A 21,103-nucleotide genomic window follows, 5' to 3' on the forward strand; every position below is an offset into this window, starting at 1 on the left:
GGAGAAGTCTGGATGCAATGGAGTGAACATTATCAGATGATGCCGAACGGTGTCCGTTTGCACTACCGTTACGGCAAGCATCCCTGCCCGGGCAGTGATACCGTGCTGGTTTTCCTGCATGAAGCTCTGGGTTGTATAGCGATGTGGAAGCAGTATCCCCAACAACTTGCCCGGTTGACCGGATGCGATGTGCTGATATACGAGCGATACGGCTATGGTGGCTCAACAGCGCTGCAAGAGGCGCGTAAAGACAACTACCTGGTGGTGGAGGGCGAGTATTATCTGCCGCAGCTACTGAAGCAACAGCAGCTTGAAAAAGTGATTCTTATCGGTCACAGCGATGGGGGATCGGTTGCACTGGTGGGGGCCGCCACAAGCCCGTCTGTCGTTGGTATTGTCACCGAAGCGGCACACGCTTACGTGGATGATATGACGCTGGAGGGGATTCGGGCCGCCAAAGAGTTATATCGCCGGACTGACCTGCATAGCAGGCTGGAGAGGTATCATGGCGAACGCACTGGGCAGCTGTTTGATGCATGGTGTGATACCTGGATGAGGGATAGCTTCCAGCAGGATCTGCAATTGGGACGCTGGTTAAGGGAGATCAGCTGTCCCGCCCTGATCATGCAGGGCGAGGACGATCAGTACGGTGAATCCCGACAGGTTGACTATATCTGTCAGGCGATCGGCGCAGCAGCCGAGCCCTGCATGCTTAAAGACTGCGGCCATATTCCGCACTTCGAGGCGGCTGAACAGTGTCTGACCCATACGGCAGACTTTGTGACCCGACTGATTAAATCGCCGCAGCCTGCCTGACCAGTTCTGGCAGGCTGTCCGCCTGCATCTTGCTCATAACACGGGAACGGTGCACTTCCACCGTTTTCGGGCTGATACCCAGTTCTTCGGCGATTTCACGATTCGCTTTGCCTTTAACGACCAGCTCCATCACTTCTTTTTCGCGGCGGCTGAGGTTCGCGTAACGTTCCTTGATGGCGTTGTGGCTTTCCAGGTCCTGCTGCTGAGAACATGCCGTTTGCAAGGCCTGTTCAACCAGGCGAAGCAGGACATTGTCATCGAATGGCTTTTCGATAAAGTCCAGCGCACCATTCTTAATCGCCGTGACGGCCATTGGGATATCGCCATGGCCGGAGATAACAACCAGCGGAATCTTCATTCCCCTGTCGATCAGGATCTGCTGCAGGGCCAGGCCATTGATTTCAGGCATACGCACGTCCAGCAACATGCAGCCCAGCTCATCGTTATATTGGTCAAGAAACTGTTGGGCCGAAGAATAAGCGACAACCTGATGATTGGCGGATTCCAGTAACCACTGCATTGAGTCGCGAAAGTCATCATCGTCGTCGACGATAAATACGGTGGCCTGTTTTGTATCGAACATCACTTATCCTTTAACGGCAATTTACAATGGAATCGGGTGCCGGCCTTGCCATCGCTTTCGACCCAAAGCTGTCCGCCGTGGGTTTCGATGATAGTCCGGGATATCGAAAGCCCCATCCCCAATCCGGAAGACTTCGAAGTATAAAAGGGCTCAAAAAGTTGCGCCAATGCGTCGGCGGAGACCCCTTTGGCTTCATCCTCTACACAGATATGGATATAGGTTCCGTTTTTCTGGGTGCTGATAATAACGGGTCTGCTGGTCGCCTCACAATCGCTATATGCTTCGATCGCGTTGCGCATCAGATTCAGAAGAACCTGTTCTATTTGGATTTTATCCGCCAGCAGGTAAGTATCCTCATCATCGAGCACGAACTGAAACTCAATATCGTGATCGGCGGCTTCCTGATTAAGAAACTTACTCACCTCGATACAGGCGTCGTTTACCGAGAAGGAGAGGCGCTGGTATTCGGTTTTGCGCACGAAGCTGCGCATCCGTTTAATAATTTCAGCAGCGCGCTTCGCCTGTTTGGTAATCAGCTCCATCGAGCGTTTCACCGTGCCTATATCGTCCGGATTATCCTCCAGACGTCGGGCGGTGCCGTGACAATAGTTGAGGATGGCTGCCAGGGGCTGGTTAACTTCATGTGCCAGCCCGGTTGCCATCTCGCCCACTGATAACAGCCGTGACATATGGGCCATTTCCAGCTGATGACGCTTGGCTTCCTGCTCTGCTTTCTTGCGCAGGGTGATATCACGGCCAATGATGGAGTAATACTCCACCCGCATATTTTCGGCCCGGTTGCGGTGGGCGATGATCTCCCGCACCTCTGCGACCCGCCCGTTTTCAGGTGGTTTCATGGTGATGCTGCCATACCAGACACCATGCAGTGAGGCGTGTTCCAACGCGCTTTTTACCAGCGTGCCGTAAATATCGCTCTCAAACAGCTGGTCGAGATAAAACACAGACGGCTTATTCTCCTCAGCCCCCAGGGTTCGGTAGCAGGATTCATTCAGGTAGGTAATTTTTCGTGAAGCTTCATTGCAGAACATGATCATGTCCGTAGATGCCTCGACGACCCGTGCCAGCCGCTTGATTTCCTGCTGTGCCTCGACCCGTTCGGTAACATCGCGCGAGACGCAGATGATTTCCTGTGGGTATCCGTCCTTATCCCGAATCGTCCGGCTGGTGGTCTCCAGCCAGATATAGTGTCCCTTTCGGTGTTTGTAACGGTAGACATTGGTGTAGATGCCACTGCGGTAGCGCACGGACTCCGCACGCTTCAGCAGGTTATCTGCATCTTCGGGATGAAAAAGATCGTAGCCGGAGGTGCCGATAATCTGTTCCGGGGTGTAGCCGATAACTTTTTCAATCGCCGGATTAACGTCTATAAATGTCCACTCGTGAGTCGGAGTGTGGCGCGATATAAGGTCGGTCGACTGTTCTGCCAGCAGACGGTAACGCTCAGCCTCTGCCTGGCAGTCTGCAAGGGCCTGGTTGAGTTGCTCTAGGTTGCTCATTGTCAGCGTCTTCCGTAGTTGCGCGGGGGTATCCCTAAGGGTTTTTATCTTTTTGTATCGCCTATTGGTATGAGTATAAGCCCGTACAGCAAGGCTGTGAACCGCTGTCTTTGACCTTAGGCTAACTTGATAAGTAAGGGAAAACACGTACTATTGTACTGCGCCTATCAGGGCGGATTCCGGTTAACAGGGTTGTGCGAAAGCACCCCACGAAGGAAGGTATAAAAACAAATGAGCAACACTCATAACCCATATGAATACGGACTGGAGCAGAACGCTGCTAACTATAGCGCCCTGACTCCACTGAGCTTTATTGAACGTGCTGCAGCCGTCTATCCGGAGCACACAGCAGTGGTTCATAACGATGTACGTCGCAACTGGAAGGAAACCTATGCCCGCGCTCGTAAGCTCGCCTCTGCGCTGGCTCAGCGTGGTATCAGTAAGGGTGACACTGTTGCCGTTATGGCGCCTAACCTTCCCGAAGTGTTTGAAGCACACTTTGGTGTTCCAATGGCCGGTGGCGTCCTGAATGCAATCAATGTGCGTCTGGATGCAGAAGCAGTTGCCTTTATTCTGCAGCACGGCGAAGCCAAGGTGCTTATTGTAGATCGTGAGTTTTCTGCTGTCGTAGACAAGGCTGTGAAGATGGTTGCTCACAAGCCGGTTGTGATCGATATCGATGATCCGTCTTATGAAGGCGGCTCGCTGATCGGTGAGATGGATTATGAAGCCTTCATTGCTGCGGGCGATGCCGAGTATAAGTGGCAGCCACCGGCGGATGAATGGGAAGCCATCACACTGAACTATACCTCTGGTACCACAGGTAACCCGAAAGGGGTGGTTTACCACCATCGTGGTGCCTACCTCAATGCGATGAGCAATATTGTCTCCTGGGATATGGGCCAGCATCCGGTCTACCTGTGGACCTTGCCAATGTTCCACTGCAACGGTTGGTGTTTCCCTTGGGCTATTGCGGCTGCAGCCGGTACCAGTGTCTCCCTGCGTCATGTGCGTGATCAGGATATCTACGACCTGATCCGGACTGAGAAAGTGAATCACTTCTGTGGTGCGCCGATCATCCTGAACATGCTGAACAACGCCGGCGAAGAGATGAAAGCCAGCATTAACCACAAAGTGAAAGTGATGACCGCAGGCGCAGCGCCACCTGCTGCAGTAATCCAGGGCATGGAAGAGATGGGCTTTGATGTGACGCATGTCTACGGCCTGACCGAAACATACGGTCCTTCTGTTGTTTGTGCATGGCACGATAAATGGGATGAGCAGCCAATCGAAGAGCGCGCCCGCCTTAAGTCCCGCCAGGGTGTCCGCGCACCGATGCTGGAAGGTCTGATGGTTGCCAATCCTAAAACGCTTGAGCCGGTGCCCCAGGATGGCAAAACCATGGGAGAGATCTTCATGCGTGGCAACCTGGTCATGAAGGGCTACCTGAAAAACCCGAGCACCACGGATGAAGCTTTCGAAGGTGGCTGGTTCCACTCCGGTGACCTGGCGGTATGGCACGAAGATGGCTACATCGAAATCAAGGACCGCTCCAAGGATATTATTATTTCCGGCGGTGAGAACATCTCCAGTATTGAAGTGGAAGACGTGCTCTACCGTCATCCAGAGGTAATGGAAGCGGCGGTCGTTGCCAAGCCGGATGAAAAGTGGGGCGAAGTGCCTTGTGCTTTCATTAAGTTGAAAGAGGGTTCATCGGTGGCCGAAGCGGATATCGTTAAATTCTGCCGCGATAACATGGCGCATTTTAAAGCGCCTAAGAAAGTTGTCTTTGGTGATCTGCCGAAAACCTCTACCGGTAAAATCCAGAAGTTTATGCTGCGTCAGCAAACCAGCTAACCTGGAAAATAAAAAACCGCATCTGCTAACAGATGCGGTTTTTTTTGGCTGGCAGGCCTTAAATCAGGCTTCCCGCTTATCAACCATGAATGTTGCAGTACCGGTTGCCACCAGTTTCTCACCGACATGAACTTCGGTGGTGGCTTTTACGCGGCGGCGACGTTCGTCGATTTCTGCAATGGTAACTGAGGCTGTTGCGGTATCGCCGATATAGACCGGCGCCTTAAATTTGATCTGCTGGTCGACGTAGATAGCGCCAGGGCCGGGCAGGCGGGTGCCGGCAACGGTTGAGATCAGTGCGGCACTGAACATGCCGTGCACAATACGTTTTTTAAACGGAGTGGTCTGAGCGTATTCTTCGTTGATATGGACAGGGTTATTGTCTCCGGAAACACCGGCAAACATATAAACGTCTGCTTCGGAGATTGTTTTAGCGTAGCTTGCGCTCATGCCTACTTCCAGATCTTCAAGATAGTAGCCGTGCAGTTCCTGCATAGAGATATTCCTCAGTTAGTAGTGTTGCAACGCAAAAAATTATTTCATGCATCTTATCGGAAAGCGATAATCTGTTAGAATAAGGGAAAACCCTAACATACGTTAGCGGCGAGTAAAAATATATACGAGGACGATGATCCATGGCCGAATATAAAGCTCCTTTGAAAGATATCCAGTTCGCTCTGCGCCACAATGCTCGTATAGAGCAACTGGCAACTTTACCGGGCTATGAGGATGCATCCGATGACATGGTAAGTGCCATTCTGGATGAGGCAGGCAAGGTCGCGTCGGAAGTACTTTCCCCTTTGAATGAGGTCGGCGATAACACGGGCGTAAAACTCGTTGGGGATACCGTACCGACACCGGAAGGATTCGCAGAGGCTTATAAACAATTTGTCGAAGGCGCCTGGGGTTCCTTGCAGTTTAATCCGGACTTTGGTGGTCAGGGACTGCCTTATGCGCTGTCTATTCCGGTAATGGAGATGTGGCAGTCGGCCAACCTGGCCTGGGGCCTGTGTCCGTTGCTGAGTCAGGGTGCCGTAGAAGCAATCGATGCCAACGGCACCGATGCACTGAAAGCGATCTATCTGCCACAGCTGATCAGCGGCGAATGGACCGGAACCATGAACCTGACCGAACCACAGGCAGGTTCTGACCTTGCGGCGCTGCGCTGTAAAGCCGAACGTGATGGCGATGCCTATCGTATTAAAGGCCAGAAGATCTTCATTACCTGGGGTGAGCACGATATGGCCGAGAATATCGTGCACCTGGTGCTGGCGCGTCTTCCTGATGCGCCTGAGGGTGTGCGCGGTATCTCGCTGTTTGTCGTACCGAAGTATCTGGTGAATGAAGATGGCTCCCTCGGTGAGCGCAACGACCTCAAATGCGTATCGCTGGAACATAAGCTGGGCATCCATGCCAGCCCGACCTGCGTGATGTCCTTCGGTGATAACGAAGGCGCAATCGGCTATCTGCTGGGCGAGGAAAACAAAGGCCTGGCCTGCATGTTCACCATGATGAACAATGCGCGACTGGCTGTAGGCCTGCAGGGCGTCGCTATATCTGAGCGCGCCTATCAGCACGCACTGGAGTATGCCGCGGATCGTGTTCAGGGGCCTGCAGTGGGACATAAAGAGGCCGGCCCTATTATTCGCCATCCGGACGTGCGCCGTATGCTTCAGACCATGAAGGCATTTACCGAGGCGGGACGTGCGCTAACCTATGACGCTTGTGCCAGCCTGGACTTCTCCCATAAGGCCGGAGACGCAGCCAGCCGCAAGATTGAAGAAGCCAGGGCAGCGTTCCTGACACCTATCGTCAAGGGCTGGTGTACGGAAGTCGCTCAGGAAGTGACGTCAATTGGCGTTCAGGTACATGGCGGTATGGGCTACATCGAAGAGACCGGTGCCGCCCAGCATTTCCGTGATGCCCGTATCCTGCCAATTTACGAAGGTACCAACGCCATTCAGGCGCTGGATCTGGTGGGCCGCAAGACCATCTTTGATAAGGGTGAAGCCGGTGCTGCGGTGCTGAGCGAAATTGAGGCAACAGTTGAAGGCCTGAAAGCAGCGGGTGGCTTTGATCGTGAAGCCGAAAAACTGGCAGGTGCCCTGAATCAGGTCAAAGAGGTTCAGGCGTTGTTACTGGAGCAGGCAGCGACTGACGCCGCCTTCCCGGCTGTAGTTGCCTATAACTATCTGATGATGATGGGTACGCTTTGCGGTGCATGGCAGCTGATGAGAGGCGCAATGGCGGCGGCAGGTGAAGAACAGACGACCTTTACCAGCGCCAAGATCGCTACTGCACGTTTCTACTGTGCTCAGATTCTGCCGCGCTTGTCTGGTTATGTCGCAATGGTTCAGGAAGGCGCTGAGTCTGTTATGTCGATGTCCGACGAACAGATGGCCGCTGCCTGGAACTGATCTGAAGTAGCCGCTCCGGCTGCCTGATTGAGCGCCACACCGATGCCGCAAGAGTTAACTCTTACGGGGTCGATGTGGCTTTTTTGTTTTTTGATGAATCGATATCAGCTTGCGCCCTATAGCGCCGATGCTGTCTCCTCACGGCAATAAGCGCTGTCAGTGCCAAAAACGTGATAATCACGCCCGTTATGGTCAGGTAACCACGCCATTGATGGATAAGGCTGATCACGAACGCTGAGTCATCCACTTTTTGTCGAACTGAAAGCCTGAATCTCTGCTCTGTACCAAAAGCGATAAGATACTGGCGTATCGGCCCCTCCGTCTCATAAGAAGATTCGTTCGGTGATTCCTGACTGAGAGCAGGGGATGCATCTGTCTGCAGTGCCCCCAGTTTATCGCCCCGGTGAATCAGGCTGACTTCACTGGCTCCCAGAACACCGAGTATTTCGCTCATTACCCAGAAGTTATCATTCAACATAATCAGGACATTGAGCTTCGCAACAACTTCGCCGGTTGCCGGATCAATAACCGGCTGCACATTGCGCAATACAATATATTGTTTGCCGGTTTTCGATCTGCGAACCACTTTCCATCGATTATAAGGTTGATAGCTGTCAATCAGAGGCTTCAGACTGAGGCCGGATTCCAGTATCGAAAAGCTCGATGCCTGAAGCAGTCCGTTCGCAGCGGTTTCGATAACCAGCGCATCTATACGTTCACCGGAGTGGCGCGACAATACATTACCAAGCTGTCCTTCCACGGCAGCTTTGTTGTTGGATAGGATGCCAAACAACAGATCAGTTGAGCGGGATGTCTCCTGCACAATGTTCAGGATGTTGGCCAGGCTTTCGTCAAAAAGCCGTTCGAGTAGCTGCTCGTTTCTTTGATGGTTGAGACGAGCCCCGAATTCAATCGCTTTGGTCGTGTCGGTTTCAAGGCTATGTCCGGCCCAGATGGTCGCCAGGCCTGACAGCATCACCGACACTAGTATTGCGTAGATTGCTTTCACCGTACCTCCACGAAGATTTGGCCCCTTAGAAGACCGGACTGTGACGGTTGTTACTGGGTGACGCCGCTATAGCGGAAAGCCCGCTTTTTCAATTGATCCAGTTCGGCAGGCGAAATATTCTGGTCCACCAGGGTCAGCTCGCCTGAATATACGTGCGGAACCTGCTCCGGCTTATTTTCGATATCCAGCTTTATGGCCTCCGCCATTGCAACGCCGTTGTCGTCATTCATTCGCATCACGGTCAGTGAGAGCTTTTTGTCTAGCAGGGCATTCAGTTCTGCATCGCCACCGCCCCAGCCGTTAACCAAAATTGGTTGTTTTAGTTTGAGTTTTTCCAGCGCGTCTATAGCGCCAAGGGCTATATCGGTGGAATTGGCAAATATCAGTTCGATATCGGGGTGCTGCCTCAGTGTGTCCAGCGTGGCATTGGTTGCCTTGCTACGATTACCGTCCGTGTAGAAACTCCCTACCTGTGTAATGGATTTATGTTTTGAAATTGCTTTTGCGAAGGTATCGCCACGCATTTCACTGATATATCCGTCGCTGAAGTACAGCATGAGGTATTTGCCCTGATGATTCAGGCGTGTCGCCAGTTCTCTGGCCATCTTCTGGCTGCCTGTTGCATGGTCGAATCCGACATACATCATTGGTCGGTGGCGCAGCCAGCGACTGACCGGTGTCGTTATATTCTGAAGTATCAGCTTGGGCTTGCCGCGTACCAGAAGCTTTTCTATAAGGCGCTGGTGGTGCTTCTGATTAAACGTAAATATAAGGTAATCGGCGCCGGATTGTACGGCTTTGAGCAGCTGCTGATTCTGAAGCTGAATATCGCCGGAAGGACGAGAGAAATAGGTATCCATCTGGTAGTTAACTTTCAGCTCTTTGAGCCGCGCTTCAAACGATGAAACACTGCGGCGCCAGTAATCAGAGGCCTGAAGGGCAGGGTAGACGACCGCGATTTTTACAGGTGTATGATTCTGATTACTAACCGGAACGCTTTTATCCTGAACCTGTCGGTTAAAGGCAGCCGATATCGGCTTCTGTCCGGGATGGATCTCCATATACTGATCCATTGTCACGAACTCAGGTTCCGCCAGGGCATCAGGCGCGATAACGAGACTGCCTGTCAGCAGTAATGTGAAAGAAAATTTTGAGAATCTGCCTAAAAGAGTTTTATTCCTGTTCATGATCCTTTCTACCGCTGAACAGGTATCCTTCCGTTGGATCCTTCCAGACGCCAGGCGGGTCATCCGGCTAACTACCTGTTACCCGGACGAGGCTTTGATTGCGCAACCAGAGGGGAATAACGACCGCGCCTCCTGATCGATCACAACCTTGTTGCTCGTATCCATTGACCGTTTCATGTTGTTTCACTGCGCTACAGGGAGTGTAGAAACAGAAACTGCAAAGCGCCAAGTAAATGGGACGTTAAGGCTGTTGAGATTAGCCCCTAAGCCGGGAAAAACTGTCCCTGCCCTTGAAACTGCTGTATCTTAAGAGCCTGATTTCCTGTGATAAATGGATTGAGACCAAGTTCTACCATGATCATCAAACCTAAAATTCGTGGCTTCATCTGTACTACTACCCATCCCGATGGCTGTGCTGCCAACGTACGCGAGCAGATCGAGTACACAAAGCAGCAAGGACAGATTGCGGACGGACCTAAGCGTGTGCTGGTTGTAGGTTCATCCAGCGGTTATGGCCTGTCTTCCCGTATCGCAGCCGCCTTTGGTTGCGGCGCGTCTACTATCGGTGTGTTTTTTGAAAAGCCCGGTACCGAGCGTAAAACAGGTACTGCGGGCTGGTACAACGCTGCAGCATTCGATCGTATGGCAGCGGAAGAGGGACTTTACGCCAAGAGCCTTAATGGCGACGCGTTCTCCCACGAAGCAAAACAGAAAACTATCGATCTGATTAAAGAAGACCTGGGTCAGATCGACCTGGTTGTTTATTCCCTGGCATCTCCGGTGCGTAAACTTCCTGATAGTGGTGAACTGGTGCGCTCTGCACTGAAGCCAATCGGTGAGGTTTACCGCTCTACCGCCATCGATACCAATAAAGACGTCATCATCGAGGCTGAAGTCGAGCCTGCCAATGATGAAGAGATCGCCAACACCGTTACCGTAATGGGCGGTGAAGACTGGCAGTTGTGGATGAATGCACTGAAAGATGCAGGCGTTCTGGCTGATGGCTGTAAGACGGTTGCTTACTCCTACATCGGTACCGAGATTACCTGGCCGATTTACTGGGACGGCACTCTGGGCCGTGCTAAGCAGGATCTCGACCGTGCTGCAAGCGAAATCGGTGCCATGCTGGCTCCGGCCGGTGGCGAGGCCAACGTGGGTGTCCTGAAGTCCGTTGTGACCCAGGCAAGTTCCGCTATTCCGGTTATGCCGCTCTATCTGTCCATGGTTTTCAAGATCATGCGTGAGAAGGGCCTGCACGAAGGTTGCATGGAGCAGGTTTACCGCCTGTTTAATACCGGTCTCTACGGTGAGTCTGCCAATCTTGATGATGGCAACCGCTACCGCATGGATGACTGGGAACTGCGTGATGACGTACAGGAAGCCTGCCGCGAGCTGTGGTCTGAGATTACCACTGAAAACCTGTTCGACCTGACCGATTACAAACTGTATAAGGAAGAGTTCCTGAAACTGTTTGGTTTCGGTATCGAGTCTATCGATTATGAAGCGGATACCAACCCTCAGGTTGAGTTCAACGTTATCGATATCTGATCATTTCTGATCTTCCGGCATGGCCGGAGCCGACGGGGTGTTGCCATCAGGCACACCCCGTTTTTATTTGGATGGGCGTACGTTCCTGCTGGCCGACCAATTGTTCGGTACCACTGTGACTCGGCATCCGTTTCTGCGACAATAGCGCACTCCACCGAACTCTGATATTTCCGGTCCATGATCCATAAAGCCAAAGATATATTTACCTATCCAAAGTACTGGGCAGAAAGCTATGGCCCTGCCAAATTCCTGCCGACCAGCCGTGCTGAGATGGATGCCTTAGGCTGGGATAGCTGCGATGTGATTATCGTGACCGGAGATGCCTACGTCGACCATCCCAGCTTTGGTATGGCGGTTATGGGGCGGCTACTGGAAGCACAGGGCTACCGGGTCGGGATTATCGCCCAACCGGACTGGAAGACGCTGGATGACTTTACCGCATTGGGTAAGCCAAACCTCTACTTTGGTGTCACTGCCGGCAATATGGACTCGCTGATCAACCGCTATACGGCTGACCTGCGTATCCGTCATGATGATGCTTACACGCCCGGCGGTATGGGCGGAAAAAGGCCCAACCGTGCAGTCACGGTCTATAGCCAGAAATGTAAGGAAGCCTTCCGTGAAGTGCCGGTCGTCATCGGCGGTATTGAAGCCAGTCTGCGACGCATCGCCCAGTATGATTACTGGACCGATAAGGTACGCCGATCGGTGCTGGTGGACTCAACCGCTGATATCCTTTTGTACGGCAATGCCGAACGCGCCATTATCGACCTGACACACCGTCTGGCAGCAGGGGAGCCGATTGAATCGATTGATGACCTGCGTGGCACGACGATTATCCGCAAAACCTTACCCGGCGGCTGGACTGAAGTAGATTCAACCCGGGTTGACTGGCCGGGTCATATCGATCAGCTGCCAAATCCTTATGATTACGGCGACACGAACAAGGATGCTGAAGAAAGTGATCCCGACGCGCCGCAACCGATAAGAATCATTCCCGAACCGCTGAAAGGTAAGCAGCGACTGCCGGTAAACACCTATATCCGCCTGCCGTCCTTTGAGAAGGTATCCAACGATCCGGTGTTGTATGCCCACGCATCGCGTGTACTGCATATCGAAGCAAACCCGCAGAATGCACGGACACTGGTGCAAAAGCACGGTAATCGCGAAATATGGGTTAATCCACCGCCGATTCCGCTGGAGACACCGGAAATGGACGGAGTATTCGACCTGCCATACCAGCGGATTCCTCATCCGAAATATGGCAACGAGAAGATTCCTGCTTACGATATGATCCGCTTCTCGATCAATATCATGCGCGGCTGCTTTGGTGGCTGTACTTTTTGTTCCATTACCGAACATGAGGGCCGGGTCATCCAGAGTCGCTCCCACGAGTCGGTGATCCGGGAAATTGAGGATATTCGTGACAAAGTGCCGGGCTTTACCGGCGCAATTTCGGACCTGGGTGGCCCGACGTCGAATATGTATCACCTTAACTGTAAGGATCCGGAGATTCAGGCGTCGTGCCGTAAGCTTTCCTGTGTCTTTCCGACCATCTGTAGCAACCTCAAGACCGACCACAGCCCGACTACGCAACTGTATCGAAAGGCACGGGCGGTCAAAGGCGTGCATACGGTATCGATCTCGTCAGGACTTCGTTATGACCTGGCGGTGGAAGATCCGGAATACGTGCGTGAGCTGGTAACCCATCATGTAGGCGGCTACCTCAAGATAGCGCCGGAGCACAGCGAAGACGGCACCCTCACCAAGATGATGAAGCCGGGGATGGGAACCTATGATGCGTTTAAGAAGATGTTTGATCGCTTCTCCAGGGAAGCGGGCAAGCAGCAGTACCTGATCCCTTATTTCATCGCAGCCCACCCCGGCTGTGAAGATGAGGATATGCTCAACCTGGCTCGCTGGCTGAAGAAGAACAGCTTCGAAGTTGACCAGGTGCAGACCTTCTATCCATCACCGATGTCGCTGGCGACGGCGATGTACTACTCGGATAAAAATCCGCTGAAGAAGGTCACCTACAAGGCCGAGAAGCTTTATACGCCCAAGGACCTCGATCAGCGTCGTGTGCAGAAAGCCTTTCTGCGTTACCATGCCGAGGAAAACTGGCCCCTGCTGCGCAGCGCCCTGAGTGAGATGGGGCGTGGCGATCTGATCGGCCACCATCAGGATGCACTGGTACCACCTGAAGAAAACAAGGCGGACAAGCGTAAGCCGTCGCCAGGCGGCAAAAAAGCCCAGGTGGCACGGGGGGCAAAATTCCCGGAGAAGAAACGACCTGCGGCTAAGCGCCCAAACAGTTCCCGTGGCAAAGCTGGCCCCGGTGCTAAGCCGAAGGGTAAGCGTGCCACTATGAAATCGAAGAAGCGGCCTTAAAATACTCGCCGCTCAGAACTAAATCAGACAGAGGAGACCCTGAGGTTGAAATTATTACGTTGGGTTATTGGGCGAATTATCCTGTTGCTTAACTTTATCTTTTCGCCGCGTGCGGTGAAGCGCGAAGAGACCGAGCAGGCAAGAATCAATGAACGTACACGCAGCCTGGCTCTGTACCAGTTTGAGGCCTGCCCATTCTGCGTCAAAGTGCGCCGTAGCATGAAGCGTAACGCGCTTGATATCGAGTTGCGCGATGCACGCAACGACCAGCAGCACCGCCAGACGCTGGAACAGCAGGGCGGTCGGGTAAAAGTGCCTTGCCTGCGTATCGAGAAAGCCGATGGTCAGGTCGAATGGATGTACGAATCCGGCGATATCATCAACTATCTGGAATCTGAAGTCGTTAAAGCGGCCTGAACGGATAGATGACTCGAGAGCCTCTGTGCCACTTAGTGGTAGCAGGGGCTTTTTAATGCCTGAGTGACTCTCAAACTGATCAACTGAAACACCTGTATACCTGCAATGATGGATTCAGCACCGATTTTTCCAATAGATCTGATTAAGTCGCGGTTTATCAGCGCACTCAAACAGGGTGATCTTATCGTAACGGCCGGCACCGGTAGCGGTAAATCGACCCGCCTGCCGTTATGGGCCGCAACGCTGGGCAAAACGTTGGTGGTTGAGCCTCGTAGGGTGGCCTGTACCGCACTGGCTGATTTTATTGCCGGGCAGACCGGTACTGAAACCGGCGCACGAATCGGATATGCAATTCGTTTCCAGCAGAAAGTCAGTGCAGAGACGGAGATCACCTTCGTGACGCCCGGAGTTGCTTTACGCTGGCTTAGTGAAGGTAAGCTGGATCAGTACCACACCGTAATACTGGATGAGTTTCATGAACGCCGTTGGGATATGGATCTGTTGCTGGCGCTGATTCGTCATGGTAACCGACATCGCATCGTGATCACCTCGGCAACCATCGACAGCCAGGCGTTGCAACAATGGTCTGGTGCAGCATTGCTGGAAGTGGAAACGCAGAGTTATCCGGTGGAGGTTAACCACATCGCCACGGATCCGCGCCAGATGCCTTCACAAAAAGATATCGCCAAACAGGTTGCTGCAGCGGTTTCGCAGCAGCTTTCACGCCGCTACGCCGGTGATCTGCTGGTATTCCTTCCGGGGCGTCGTGAAATCAGCGAGACTGCTGCAATATTGCGGCGTCAGGGTATCACAGTGGCAGAGCTGCATGGCTCGGTTTCCAATCGGGAGCAGCTGGCCGCCTTGCAGCAGGCGGATCATCAGCGGGTGATTCTGGCGACCAATATTGCTGAAACCTCACTGACCATACCCGGCGTGACGCAGGTGATCGATAGTGGTCTTGAGCGACGTACCCATCAGCGTAACGGACGTACAGTGCTGGCTTTGCATCCGATATCTCTGGCCAGTGCGGATCAGCGCAAGGGGCGGGCAGGTCGGGTCGCCCCTGGTCAGTGCCTGCGCCTGTGGGGTGAACACGCACCATTGGAGCGGGTGACGCCGCCGGAGGTGGTACGGGAGGAATTGACGGATCTGGTATTGGCCGCAGCCTGCAGTGGTGTGGCTGCGGCTGAGCTGAACTTTCCCTCTGAGCTGCCGCAGAAATCACTGCAGCTGGCCATCGCTCAACTGGAGGATATGCGGGCAATCGATGCGCGCGGCCTTGCGACCGATCACGGTCGGCGCTTGTTTCCTTTACCGATCGATACTCTGTTTTCACATCTGATAACCGCGATGCCTGATGTGCAGCTGAGAATGGCGATGATCGATCTTGCCGCTGCTCTTTCGGTGGGTGGTCGTTTGTTGAGTCTGCCGCGGGATGAGCAGAAGCGCCAGAGCCTGGTTAAGTGGCAGCCCCTGCCTTGTGACGGAGTATCACTGATCAAACTGATCAGGATGGGTGGACCCGATGATATCGAACCCCCTGCGGATCTGCTGGCAGAGGCCCGGCAGCTGTCACGACAGATGCGTCAGGTGATGCAGCTACCGGCCTGCAGCGCAACGCTCGATTTCCGACAGCGAGCGCTGGCAGATGCGATTATTCAGGCGCAGCCGGCGTTGGCCTATGTTCGCAGGGAGAAGCGGCCGCAGGCGATGGGTAACGGCTACAGTGAGGTTCAGATTGCTGATTACAGCCGGTTCGATGACGATGCGGATGCAGCTTTAGTGCTGGACCAGTACAGCCTTCCGGGCAGAGGTACCCGTCAGACCATTAACAAGGCAAACTGCCTGATGCCGGTCACGTTCGCTCAAATTGCTGCGGCAGGGCTCGGTGAGGATGCTGATTCGTCGCCGCAGCTGGCTGCGGGCGAGGTCGAAGTAACCCGCCAGCGCCTCTATGCCGGTCGATGTATCGACGTGCAGCAAATCGTGCCTGAAGGTGAAATGCTGCACCGGGCGCTGGCAGAACTGATACTTCGGGGGCGCTTACTCAGAGGTGCAGGAGACCGGCTTCTCCAGGACCTTGCTGCCTGGCGGCTTTGGAATGCAATCGAAGGCCAGAGCGTTGAAGTGCCGGAGGCGCTGGACTGGCTGCAGCAACAGTTGTCAGCTTTGGGGGTGGAAACAGTCGCTGAACTGCAGTTGTTTGAAGCCGGTGATCTGGTATTTGATGGCATACCGCAATGGCAGCGCGACGACTTTGATAGTCGCTATCCGCAACAGCTCTCCCTGAGTGACCTGAAACTCAGTGTGGAATATGATACCCGGAAAAAGCGCATTACCATTGAAGCGGTTTCCGGCACCCGCAAACAGCCGCCTGCCCGATGGGAGTTGCCGGCATGGAATGGCTGGAAGATTCAGTATCGCAAAGCAAGTCGTGTTATCGATATTCGCTGAGCTGCCAAGCTGTCTGCCTGCAAAGCAAAGGCGTGCGGTCTGACGTTCAGGCGGTCAGCGCTTTCTGCGCTTTCAGTTCGACCACCCGGATCGCGCCGGATTCCAGGTTTTGCGCCACATTTGCACCCATCCGTGGAAACTCAGCGCCTAAAACCAGTGCAGGTGAAAGTCCTGCCTGAGGGTTTGATGAAGCTTGTGCCTTTCGCTCCTTCTGCAGTTGTCTCTGGCGCCAGCTAAGGGCGTCAGCGGTCCAGTCATCGATGGATATCGCACTGAACTGCCCTGCAACCATCGCTCTCAGTGTCTCTACGCTGACTAAATGGGATAGCTCGGCAGTGCTGGCCCAGGGAACGGGATATCGCATTTGCTCTGGATCGGGGCCCTGCAGGACTTCATGCAAAATCAACTGGCCATCCGGCCTTAGTACTCGCCAGCACTCAGCGAGGGCGGCTTCACTATCAGGAATGTTCAGCAGGCTGTGTTGCAGTATGACGCAATCGAAGCTTTGATCGGCTAGCGGAATTGCTGTCGCATCAGCGGTGAGAATATCTGCCTCAACGCCGTTTTGGTGGCGGGAGATCTGGCTATGAAGGCGATTGAGTTGATGGGAGATATCAAGGCAGGTGAACCGGGCATTGGCTACTGAAGTTGCCAGCCTGGCCAGTCCGCCTAGCCCTGAGCCGAGTTCCAGTATCGCTGCGTTATCAGCAAGCTCGCTCAGGTTCTCCAGTAGTCGTTCCGAGGCAAGAATACCGCCAATGTGAAGTTGATCGAGTGGTGCCAATTGGTAGGCTGACGCGCCTTGCGGGTAAAGCTCCCTGACGCGCTGAAGAATCAAATCATACTGGAGGGACTGCTGGTAATGGCGGCTGACACTCATTGCATTCTGGTCCGGATGCGGTTGAAAGCACTCAGTCTAATTGAAAGCATAGGGGTATTCACTTATATCTTTGGTGTATGTATCGCTGTGCTATCGTCCGGCTATTATCCGTTAGGAGAATTTACCGAGATAAAGCCGGGATATGCTGTTTTTTTAAAGGTTCCTGTGCTGTAATTCCGGCTGATTTGCGACATCTACACGGTATTTGGATCACATGACAATGCAGCACTCACTGGCCGAGAAAATTAAACAGAATAATGGCGCCGTTCGTATCGGCATTATCGGTGCCATGGATGAAGAAGTAGAGCTGTTAAAGGATAGTATTGAGGGCCGCCGCGATCATGAGATTGCCGGTTATCAGTTATTTGAAGGGACTATGCACGGCCATGAGGTCGTTTTACTTAAGTCTGGCATCGGTAAGGTTAACGCGGCGATCGGCACCACGCTGATGCTGCAGGAATTCAAACCCGACTGTGTTATCAACACCGGCTCTGCCGGTGGCTTTGATCCTGAGCTGGAAGTCGGCGATGTAGTGATTTCCACCGAAGTCCGTCATCATGACGTTGATGTGACAATCTTTAACTATGAGCCGGGTCAGGTACCGGGCCTGCCGGCTGCATTTACTCCGGATCAGCATTTGGCCGATGTAGCAGAACGCTGTATCGGTGGTATGAGCGGAATGAAAACAACCCGCGGCCTGATCGCCACCGGCGACTCTTTTATGAATGATCCGGAACGCGTTGCCAAAACACGTGCGACATTCCCGACGATGAAGGCTGTTGAGATGGAGGCCGCGGCGATCGCTCAGACCTGCCATCAGTTCGGAACACCTTTTATTATTATCCGTGCGTTGTCCGATATTGCCGGTAAAGAATCCAATATCTCCTTTGATCAGTTTCTGATTAAAGCCGCCAAGCACTCAGCGGAGATGGTGATGGCGATGGTAAAAGAGACTGCCACTACCTGATTCGCCGGTTAATGCCACGGAGGTCAGGTTAATCCAACAGGTTTCAGGTGAAGAATAATGAAAAGCTCCTTTAATCCTCCCGTTCGCACCTTGATGGGGCCGGGCCCGTCAGATGTTTCTCCCCGAGTGCTTGCGGCGATGGCGCGTCCCACCATTGGCCACCTTGATCCGGAATTCATCCGTATGATGGATGAGATTAAGGAGATGCTGCAGGCCTTGTTCAAGACTGAGAATGCCCTGACCATGCCGGTGTCTGCTCCGGGCTCTGCCGGAATGGAAGCCTGCTTTGTCAACCTGGTAGAGCCAGGCGATAAAGTGATTGTCTGTCAGAATGGCGTCTTCGGCGGTCGCATGAAGGAGAACGTCGAGCGCTTCGGTGCCGAAGCGATCATGGTGACAGACGACTGGGGTAAGCCGGTTGATGTGGCGAAGGTTCGTAGCGCGCTGGAACAGAACCCGGGCGTCAAAGCCCTGGCTTTTGTCCATGCTGAAACCTCCACCGGAGTGCGCTCCGATGCGGCGGCGTTGTGCGCGCTGGCCCGCGAATTCGATGCGCTGGCAATCGTCGACGCAGTGACTTCACTGGGCGGTATTAACGTTGACGTGGATGGCTGGGGTATCGATGCTATCTATTCCGGTACTCAGAAGTGTCTATCCTGCCCGCCGGGTATTGCGCCGGTGTCATTCAGCGAAAAGGCCCTTGAAGTTGTTCGCCAGCGTAAAACACCGGTACCCAGCTGGTTTCTGGATAAGAACCTGGTGATGGGATATTGGGGCGGAAGTGGTAAGCGAGCCTATCATCATACGGCGCCGGTTAACTCCCTGTATGCCCTGCATGAGTCGCTGGTTATGCTCTTCGAAGAGGGACTGGAAGCATCCTGGGATCGCCATCAGCTTAATCATCAGGCACTGCGTGCCGGTCTGGAAGCGATGGGCATGAGCTTCCTCGTCGATGAAGCCTATCGTCTGCCTCAGCTGAATACGGTGACAATCCCTGATGGTGTTGATGAAGCGGCCGTAAGGGCCAGCCTGCTGGAAGATTACGACCTTGAGATCGGAGCGGGACTGGGGGCTCTGGCCGGTAAGGTATGGCGCATTGGCCTGATGGGTACCGCTTCCTGTCGCCGCAATGTGATGCTTTGTCTTACAGCGCTGGAGAATACTCTGGTTGCACAGGGGGGCGCGATCAATCAGGGGGTTGCGCTGAAGGCTGCAAACGAGGTCTACCTGAAAGCACCGTAGTCTGACAACCCGGGGAGTTGGTTTCCCCGGCGCGATAATCAAGCCGCTGAAGAGACTCTCTTGCAGCGGCTTTTTTCTGGTCGTGAGTTGTATTATTGCTGCAGGGTTTCCTTAATCAGCTGTACGGATGGCCCTTCATCCCATTCGCGGCCACCCATAATGGTCTTTACCAGATTACCCCTACGGTCAAACAGGAAGCTCATCGGCAGCCCTCTGATACCAAGATCTTTGAAGGAATGACCATTCTCATCAAGCAGGATAGGGAAGGTCAGGGGTGGTTCCATCTCCATCAGAAATGCGGACACTGCCGTCTCACTCTCACCGGCGTTGATCGCCACGATTTCAAAGTCATCCGCTGCAAAATGGTCCCTCAGACGCTGCATAGAAGGCATCTCCTTGATGCAGGGCGGGCACCAGGTTGCCCAGAAATTCAGCAATACCACTTTGCCGCGGTACTGTGCCAGGGAGACCTGCTGATTATCGATGCCGGGAAAGCTCAGCTGGTAGAGCTGCTCTGAGCTTGCCTGCGTCACCGGGGCGGCTGCGAAACTGATAGCGGCGGCGAGCGAAAGTGTCTTGAGTGACTGTGAAAGCATACGCACGAGGTGTCGCATAAATAGGTCCTTTAATACGGCATGGTCAGGTCGGGCTATTGTAATACTGTTGTCGGAGTTGTCATTTCCAAGCATCCACGAATAGACCACAAACCAAGGGATTCTACTGCATTAGCGGAGGCAAATAAGCCTGTTTTGACAATCCGGATTGGGATCAAAGCGGTTTATGTCGCCGCCTTAATAGGGTATTTTGCCTGCAGCAATAACAAACACATCGTTCAACCTCAGGGATTTTGGTGGAGTAAAGTATGAAACTGGCATTTATCGGACTGGGTGTAATGGGCTACCCCATGGCGTGGCATCTGCAACGCAGCGGTCATGAGGTAACGGTGTACAACCGCACCCAGACTAAGGCTCAGAAGTGGGCCAAACAGTACTCCGGCAGCTGGGCAGACACACCGGCACTGGCGGCAAAAGACGCTGAGTTAGTCTTTGTATGTGTGGGTAACGATGATGATCTTCGATCGGTTGTGCTGGGAGAGCACGGCGCTTTCGCTGGCATGAAACCCGGCTCCACTCTGGTTGATCATACTACCGCCTCTGCCGACGTTGCGCGTGAGCTTCAGCTGAAAGCACAGGAGGGCGAACTGAGCTTTATGGATGCACCGGTATCCGGTGGTCAGGCGGGTGCAGAGAACGGCGTGCTGAGCATTATGGTGGGTGGTGAACCGTCGGTATTTGCGGAGGTTGAACCTGTGCTGCAGGCGTACGGAAAATCCGTTAAGTTGCTCGGGCCTGCTGGTAGCGGGCAGCTGGCCAAGATGGTTAATCAGATCTGTATTGCCGGTCTGGTACAGGGGTTGGCTGAAGGCGTGCATTTCGCCAAGCGGGCCGGGCTTGATGGGGCTGCATTGTTCGACGTAATTCAGCATGGTGCTGCCGGTTCCTGGCAGATGGTAAATCGCCATGAGACTATGCTGGACAACGAATTTGATTTTGGCTTCGCCGTAGACTGGATGCGAAAGGATCTGCGTATTGCGCTGGAAGAGGCGCGGAACAACGGTGCGCAGCTTCCTGTGACCGCTCTGGTTGACCAGTTTTATGCCGAAGTCCAGAAGATGGGTGGTAGTCGTTGGGATACCTCCAGCCTGGTGAGTCGTCTCGAGCGGGAAGAGTAATCCCGACCGGGACTACCGTCGGATAGACAGCCGGGCTGGAATCTATATAATTGCCTGCCAATAACTATGAATATAAAGAGGACAGT

General features: G+C 53.6%; 17 protein-coding genes. 10 read left to right on the forward strand and 7 right to left on the reverse strand.

Going from position 1 to position 21,103, the window contains the following annotated elements; translation table 11 throughout:
- The first annotated feature begins 12 nt into the window (after nt 1–12).
- Nucleotides 13–816, forward strand: a complete 804-nt coding sequence (locus Q354_RS0103615) for an alpha/beta fold hydrolase (protein ID WP_027856435.1) — start codon at nt 13–15, stop codon at nt 814–816.
- Here Q354_RS0103615 and Q354_RS0103620 read toward each other — a convergent pair.
- Together Q354_RS0103620 and Q354_RS0103625 are read right to left on the reverse strand one after the other, a co-directional pair.
- Nucleotides 794–1,399, reverse strand: coding sequence for a response regulator transcription factor (locus Q354_RS0103620; protein ID WP_027856436.1), 606 nt, complete (start codon nt 1,397–1,399; stop codon nt 794–796). The two genes, Q354_RS0103615 and Q354_RS0103620, sit on opposite strands and share 23 nt — an antisense overlap.
- Nucleotides 1,399–2,916: a PAS domain-containing sensor histidine kinase gene (locus tag Q354_RS0103625; RefSeq protein ID WP_036228447.1), complete on the reverse strand. Its 1,518-nt coding sequence runs from the start codon at nt 2,914–2,916 to the stop codon at nt 1,399–1,401. Before Q354_RS0103625 ends, Q354_RS0103620 begins: the two co-directional genes overlap by 1 nt.
- A gap of 231 nt (nt 2,917–3,147) precedes the next feature.
- Here Q354_RS0103625 and Q354_RS0103630 point away from each other — a divergent pair, with 231 nt between their 5' ends.
- Nucleotides 3,148–4,773, forward strand: a complete 1,626-nt coding sequence (locus Q354_RS0103630; RefSeq protein ID WP_027856438.1) for an acyl-CoA synthetase — start codon at nt 3,148–3,150, stop codon at nt 4,771–4,773.
- A 63-nt stretch (nt 4,774–4,836) separates the two neighbouring features.
- Here Q354_RS0103630 and Q354_RS0103635 read toward each other — a convergent pair whose 3' ends face one another.
- On the reverse strand, nt 4,837–5,268 hold the full coding sequence (locus Q354_RS0103635; RefSeq protein WP_027856439.1) for a MaoC family dehydratase: 432 nt from the start codon (nt 5,266–5,268) through the stop codon (nt 4,837–4,839).
- Nucleotides 5,269–5,408: 140 nt separating this feature from the next.
- On the opposite strand from Q354_RS0103635, the gene Q354_RS0103640 reads away from it, so the two are divergent.
- The gene (locus tag Q354_RS0103640) at nt 5,409–7,190 is read left to right on the forward strand and encodes an acyl-CoA dehydrogenase family protein (protein ID WP_027856440.1); all 1,782 of its coding nucleotides are present in this window, start codon (nt 5,409–5,411) and stop codon (nt 7,188–7,190) included.
- A 61-nt stretch (nt 7,191–7,251) separates the two neighbouring features.
- Here Q354_RS0103640 and Q354_RS0103645 read toward each other — a convergent pair whose 3' ends face one another.
- Together Q354_RS0103645 and Q354_RS24450 are read right to left on the reverse strand one after the other, a co-directional pair.
- Nucleotides 7,252–8,199, reverse strand: a complete 948-nt coding sequence (locus Q354_RS0103645; protein ID WP_156948178.1) for a LuxQ periplasmic sensor domain-containing protein — start codon at nt 8,197–8,199, stop codon at nt 7,252–7,254.
- Nucleotides 8,200–8,249: 50 nt separating this feature from the next.
- Nucleotides 8,250–9,449: a substrate-binding domain-containing protein gene (locus Q354_RS24450; protein ID WP_084332460.1), complete on the reverse strand. Its 1,200-nt coding sequence runs from the start codon at nt 9,447–9,449 to the stop codon at nt 8,250–8,252.
- 291 nt (nt 9,450–9,740) lie between these two features.
- On the opposite strand from Q354_RS24450, the gene fabV reads away from it, so the two are divergent.
- The 4 genes from fabV to Q354_RS0103675 all read left to right on the forward strand — a co-directional run bounded on the left by fabV (nt 9,741) and on the right by Q354_RS0103675 (nt 16,196).
- The gene (gene fabV, locus Q354_RS0103660; RefSeq protein ID WP_027856442.1) at nt 9,741–10,934 is read left to right on the forward strand and encodes an enoyl-ACP reductase FabV; all 1,194 of its coding nucleotides are present in this window, start codon (nt 9,741–9,743) and stop codon (nt 10,932–10,934) included.
- Between the two features lie 177 nt (nt 10,935–11,111).
- On the forward strand, nt 11,112–13,325 hold the full coding sequence (locus Q354_RS0103665) for a YgiQ family radical SAM protein (RefSeq protein WP_027856443.1): 2,214 nt from the start codon (nt 11,112–11,114) through the stop codon (nt 13,323–13,325).
- A 45-nt stretch (nt 13,326–13,370) separates the two neighbouring features.
- A complete protein-coding gene (locus tag Q354_RS0103670) occupies nt 13,371–13,742 on the forward strand; it encodes a glutaredoxin family protein (RefSeq protein ID WP_027856444.1) in 372 nt (123 codons plus the stop codon).
- Between the two features lie 105 nt (nt 13,743–13,847).
- Nucleotides 13,848–16,196 (forward strand): helicase-related protein, encoded by a 2,349-nt coding sequence (locus Q354_RS0103675; RefSeq protein ID WP_027856445.1) that lies wholly within the window; start codon nt 13,848–13,850, stop codon nt 16,194–16,196.
- A gap of 46 nt (nt 16,197–16,242) precedes the next feature.
- Here Q354_RS0103675 and Q354_RS0103680 read toward each other — a convergent pair whose 3' ends face one another.
- Nucleotides 16,243–17,076, reverse strand: a complete 834-nt coding sequence (locus tag Q354_RS0103680; RefSeq protein WP_027856446.1) for a class I SAM-dependent methyltransferase — start codon at nt 17,074–17,076, stop codon at nt 16,243–16,245.
- Nucleotides 17,077–17,296: 220 nt separating this feature from the next.
- On the opposite strand from Q354_RS0103680, the gene mtnN reads away from it, so the two are divergent.
- Nucleotides 17,297–18,043 (forward strand): 5'-methylthioadenosine/S-adenosylhomocysteine nucleosidase, encoded by a 747-nt coding sequence (gene mtnN, locus Q354_RS0103685; RefSeq protein ID WP_407637261.1) that lies wholly within the window; start codon nt 17,297–17,299, stop codon nt 18,041–18,043.
- A gap of 57 nt (nt 18,044–18,100) precedes the next feature.
- On the forward strand, nt 18,101–19,285 hold the full coding sequence (locus tag Q354_RS0103690) for a pyridoxal-phosphate-dependent aminotransferase family protein (RefSeq protein ID WP_027856448.1): 1,185 nt from the start codon (nt 18,101–18,103) through the stop codon (nt 19,283–19,285).
- A 92-nt stretch (nt 19,286–19,377) separates the two neighbouring features.
- On the opposite strand, the gene Q354_RS24455 is transcribed toward Q354_RS0103690, so the two are convergent.
- On the reverse strand, nt 19,378–19,899 hold the full coding sequence (locus tag Q354_RS24455) for a TlpA disulfide reductase family protein (RefSeq protein ID WP_169828853.1): 522 nt from the start codon (nt 19,897–19,899) through the stop codon (nt 19,378–19,380).
- Between the two features lie 248 nt (nt 19,900–20,147).
- On the opposite strand from Q354_RS24455, the gene Q354_RS0103700 reads away from it, so the two are divergent.
- Nucleotides 20,148–21,017, forward strand: a complete 870-nt coding sequence (locus tag Q354_RS0103700; protein WP_027856449.1) for an NAD(P)-dependent oxidoreductase — start codon at nt 20,148–20,150, stop codon at nt 21,015–21,017.
- The last annotated feature ends 86 nt before the right edge of the window (nt 21,018–21,103 follow it).

It is taken from the genome of Marinobacterium jannaschii DSM 6295, from assembly GCF_000620085.1.
Taxonomy (GTDB): Bacteria; Pseudomonadota; Gammaproteobacteria; order Pseudomonadales; family Balneatricaceae; genus Pontibacterium; species Pontibacterium jannaschii.

What these genes read in the sequence shown, in the direction of transcription:
- Q354_RS0103615 (WP_027856435.1), top strand. Translation starts at nt 13, where the DNA reads ATGCAATGGAGTGAACATTATCAGATGATGCCGAACGGTGTCCGTTTG.
- Q354_RS0103620 (WP_027856436.1), bottom strand. Translation starts at nt 1,399, where the DNA reads ATGTTCGATACAAAACAGGCCACCGTATTTATCGTCGACGACGATGAT.
- Q354_RS0103625 (WP_036228447.1), bottom strand. Translation starts at nt 2,916, where the DNA reads ATGAGCAACCTAGAGCAACTCAACCAGGCCCTTGCAGACTGCCAGGCA.
- Q354_RS0103630 (WP_027856438.1), top strand. Translation starts at nt 3,148, where the DNA reads ATGAGCAACACTCATAACCCATATGAATACGGACTGGAGCAGAACGCT.
- Q354_RS0103635 (WP_027856439.1), bottom strand. Translation starts at nt 5,268, where the DNA reads ATGCAGGAACTGCACGGCTACTATCTTGAAGATCTGGAAGTAGGCATG.
- Q354_RS0103640 (WP_027856440.1), top strand. Translation starts at nt 5,409, where the DNA reads ATGGCCGAATATAAAGCTCCTTTGAAAGATATCCAGTTCGCTCTGCGC.
- Q354_RS24450 (WP_084332460.1), bottom strand. Translation starts at nt 9,449, where the DNA reads ATGACCCGCCTGGCGTCTGGAAGGATCCAACGGAAGGATACCTGTTCA.
- fabV (WP_027856442.1), top strand. Translation starts at nt 9,741, where the DNA reads ATGATCATCAAACCTAAAATTCGTGGCTTCATCTGTACTACTACCCAT.
- Q354_RS0103665 (WP_027856443.1), top strand. Translation starts at nt 11,112, where the DNA reads ATGATCCATAAAGCCAAAGATATATTTACCTATCCAAAGTACTGGGCA.
- Q354_RS0103675 (WP_027856445.1), top strand. Translation starts at nt 13,848, where the DNA reads ATGATGGATTCAGCACCGATTTTTCCAATAGATCTGATTAAGTCGCGG.
- Q354_RS0103680 (WP_027856446.1), bottom strand. Translation starts at nt 17,076, where the DNA reads ATGAGTGTCAGCCGCCATTACCAGCAGTCCCTCCAGTATGATTTGATT.
- mtnN (WP_407637261.1), top strand. Translation starts at nt 17,297, where the DNA reads ATGCAGCACTCACTGGCCGAGAAAATTAAACAGAATAATGGCGCCGTT.
- Q354_RS0103690 (WP_027856448.1), top strand. Translation starts at nt 18,101, where the DNA reads ATGAAAAGCTCCTTTAATCCTCCCGTTCGCACCTTGATGGGGCCGGGC.
- Q354_RS24455 (WP_169828853.1), bottom strand. Translation starts at nt 19,899, where the DNA reads ATGCGACACCTCGTGCGTATGCTTTCACAGTCACTCAAGACACTTTCG.
- Q354_RS0103700 (WP_027856449.1), top strand. Translation starts at nt 20,148, where the DNA reads ATGAAACTGGCATTTATCGGACTGGGTGTAATGGGCTACCCCATGGCG.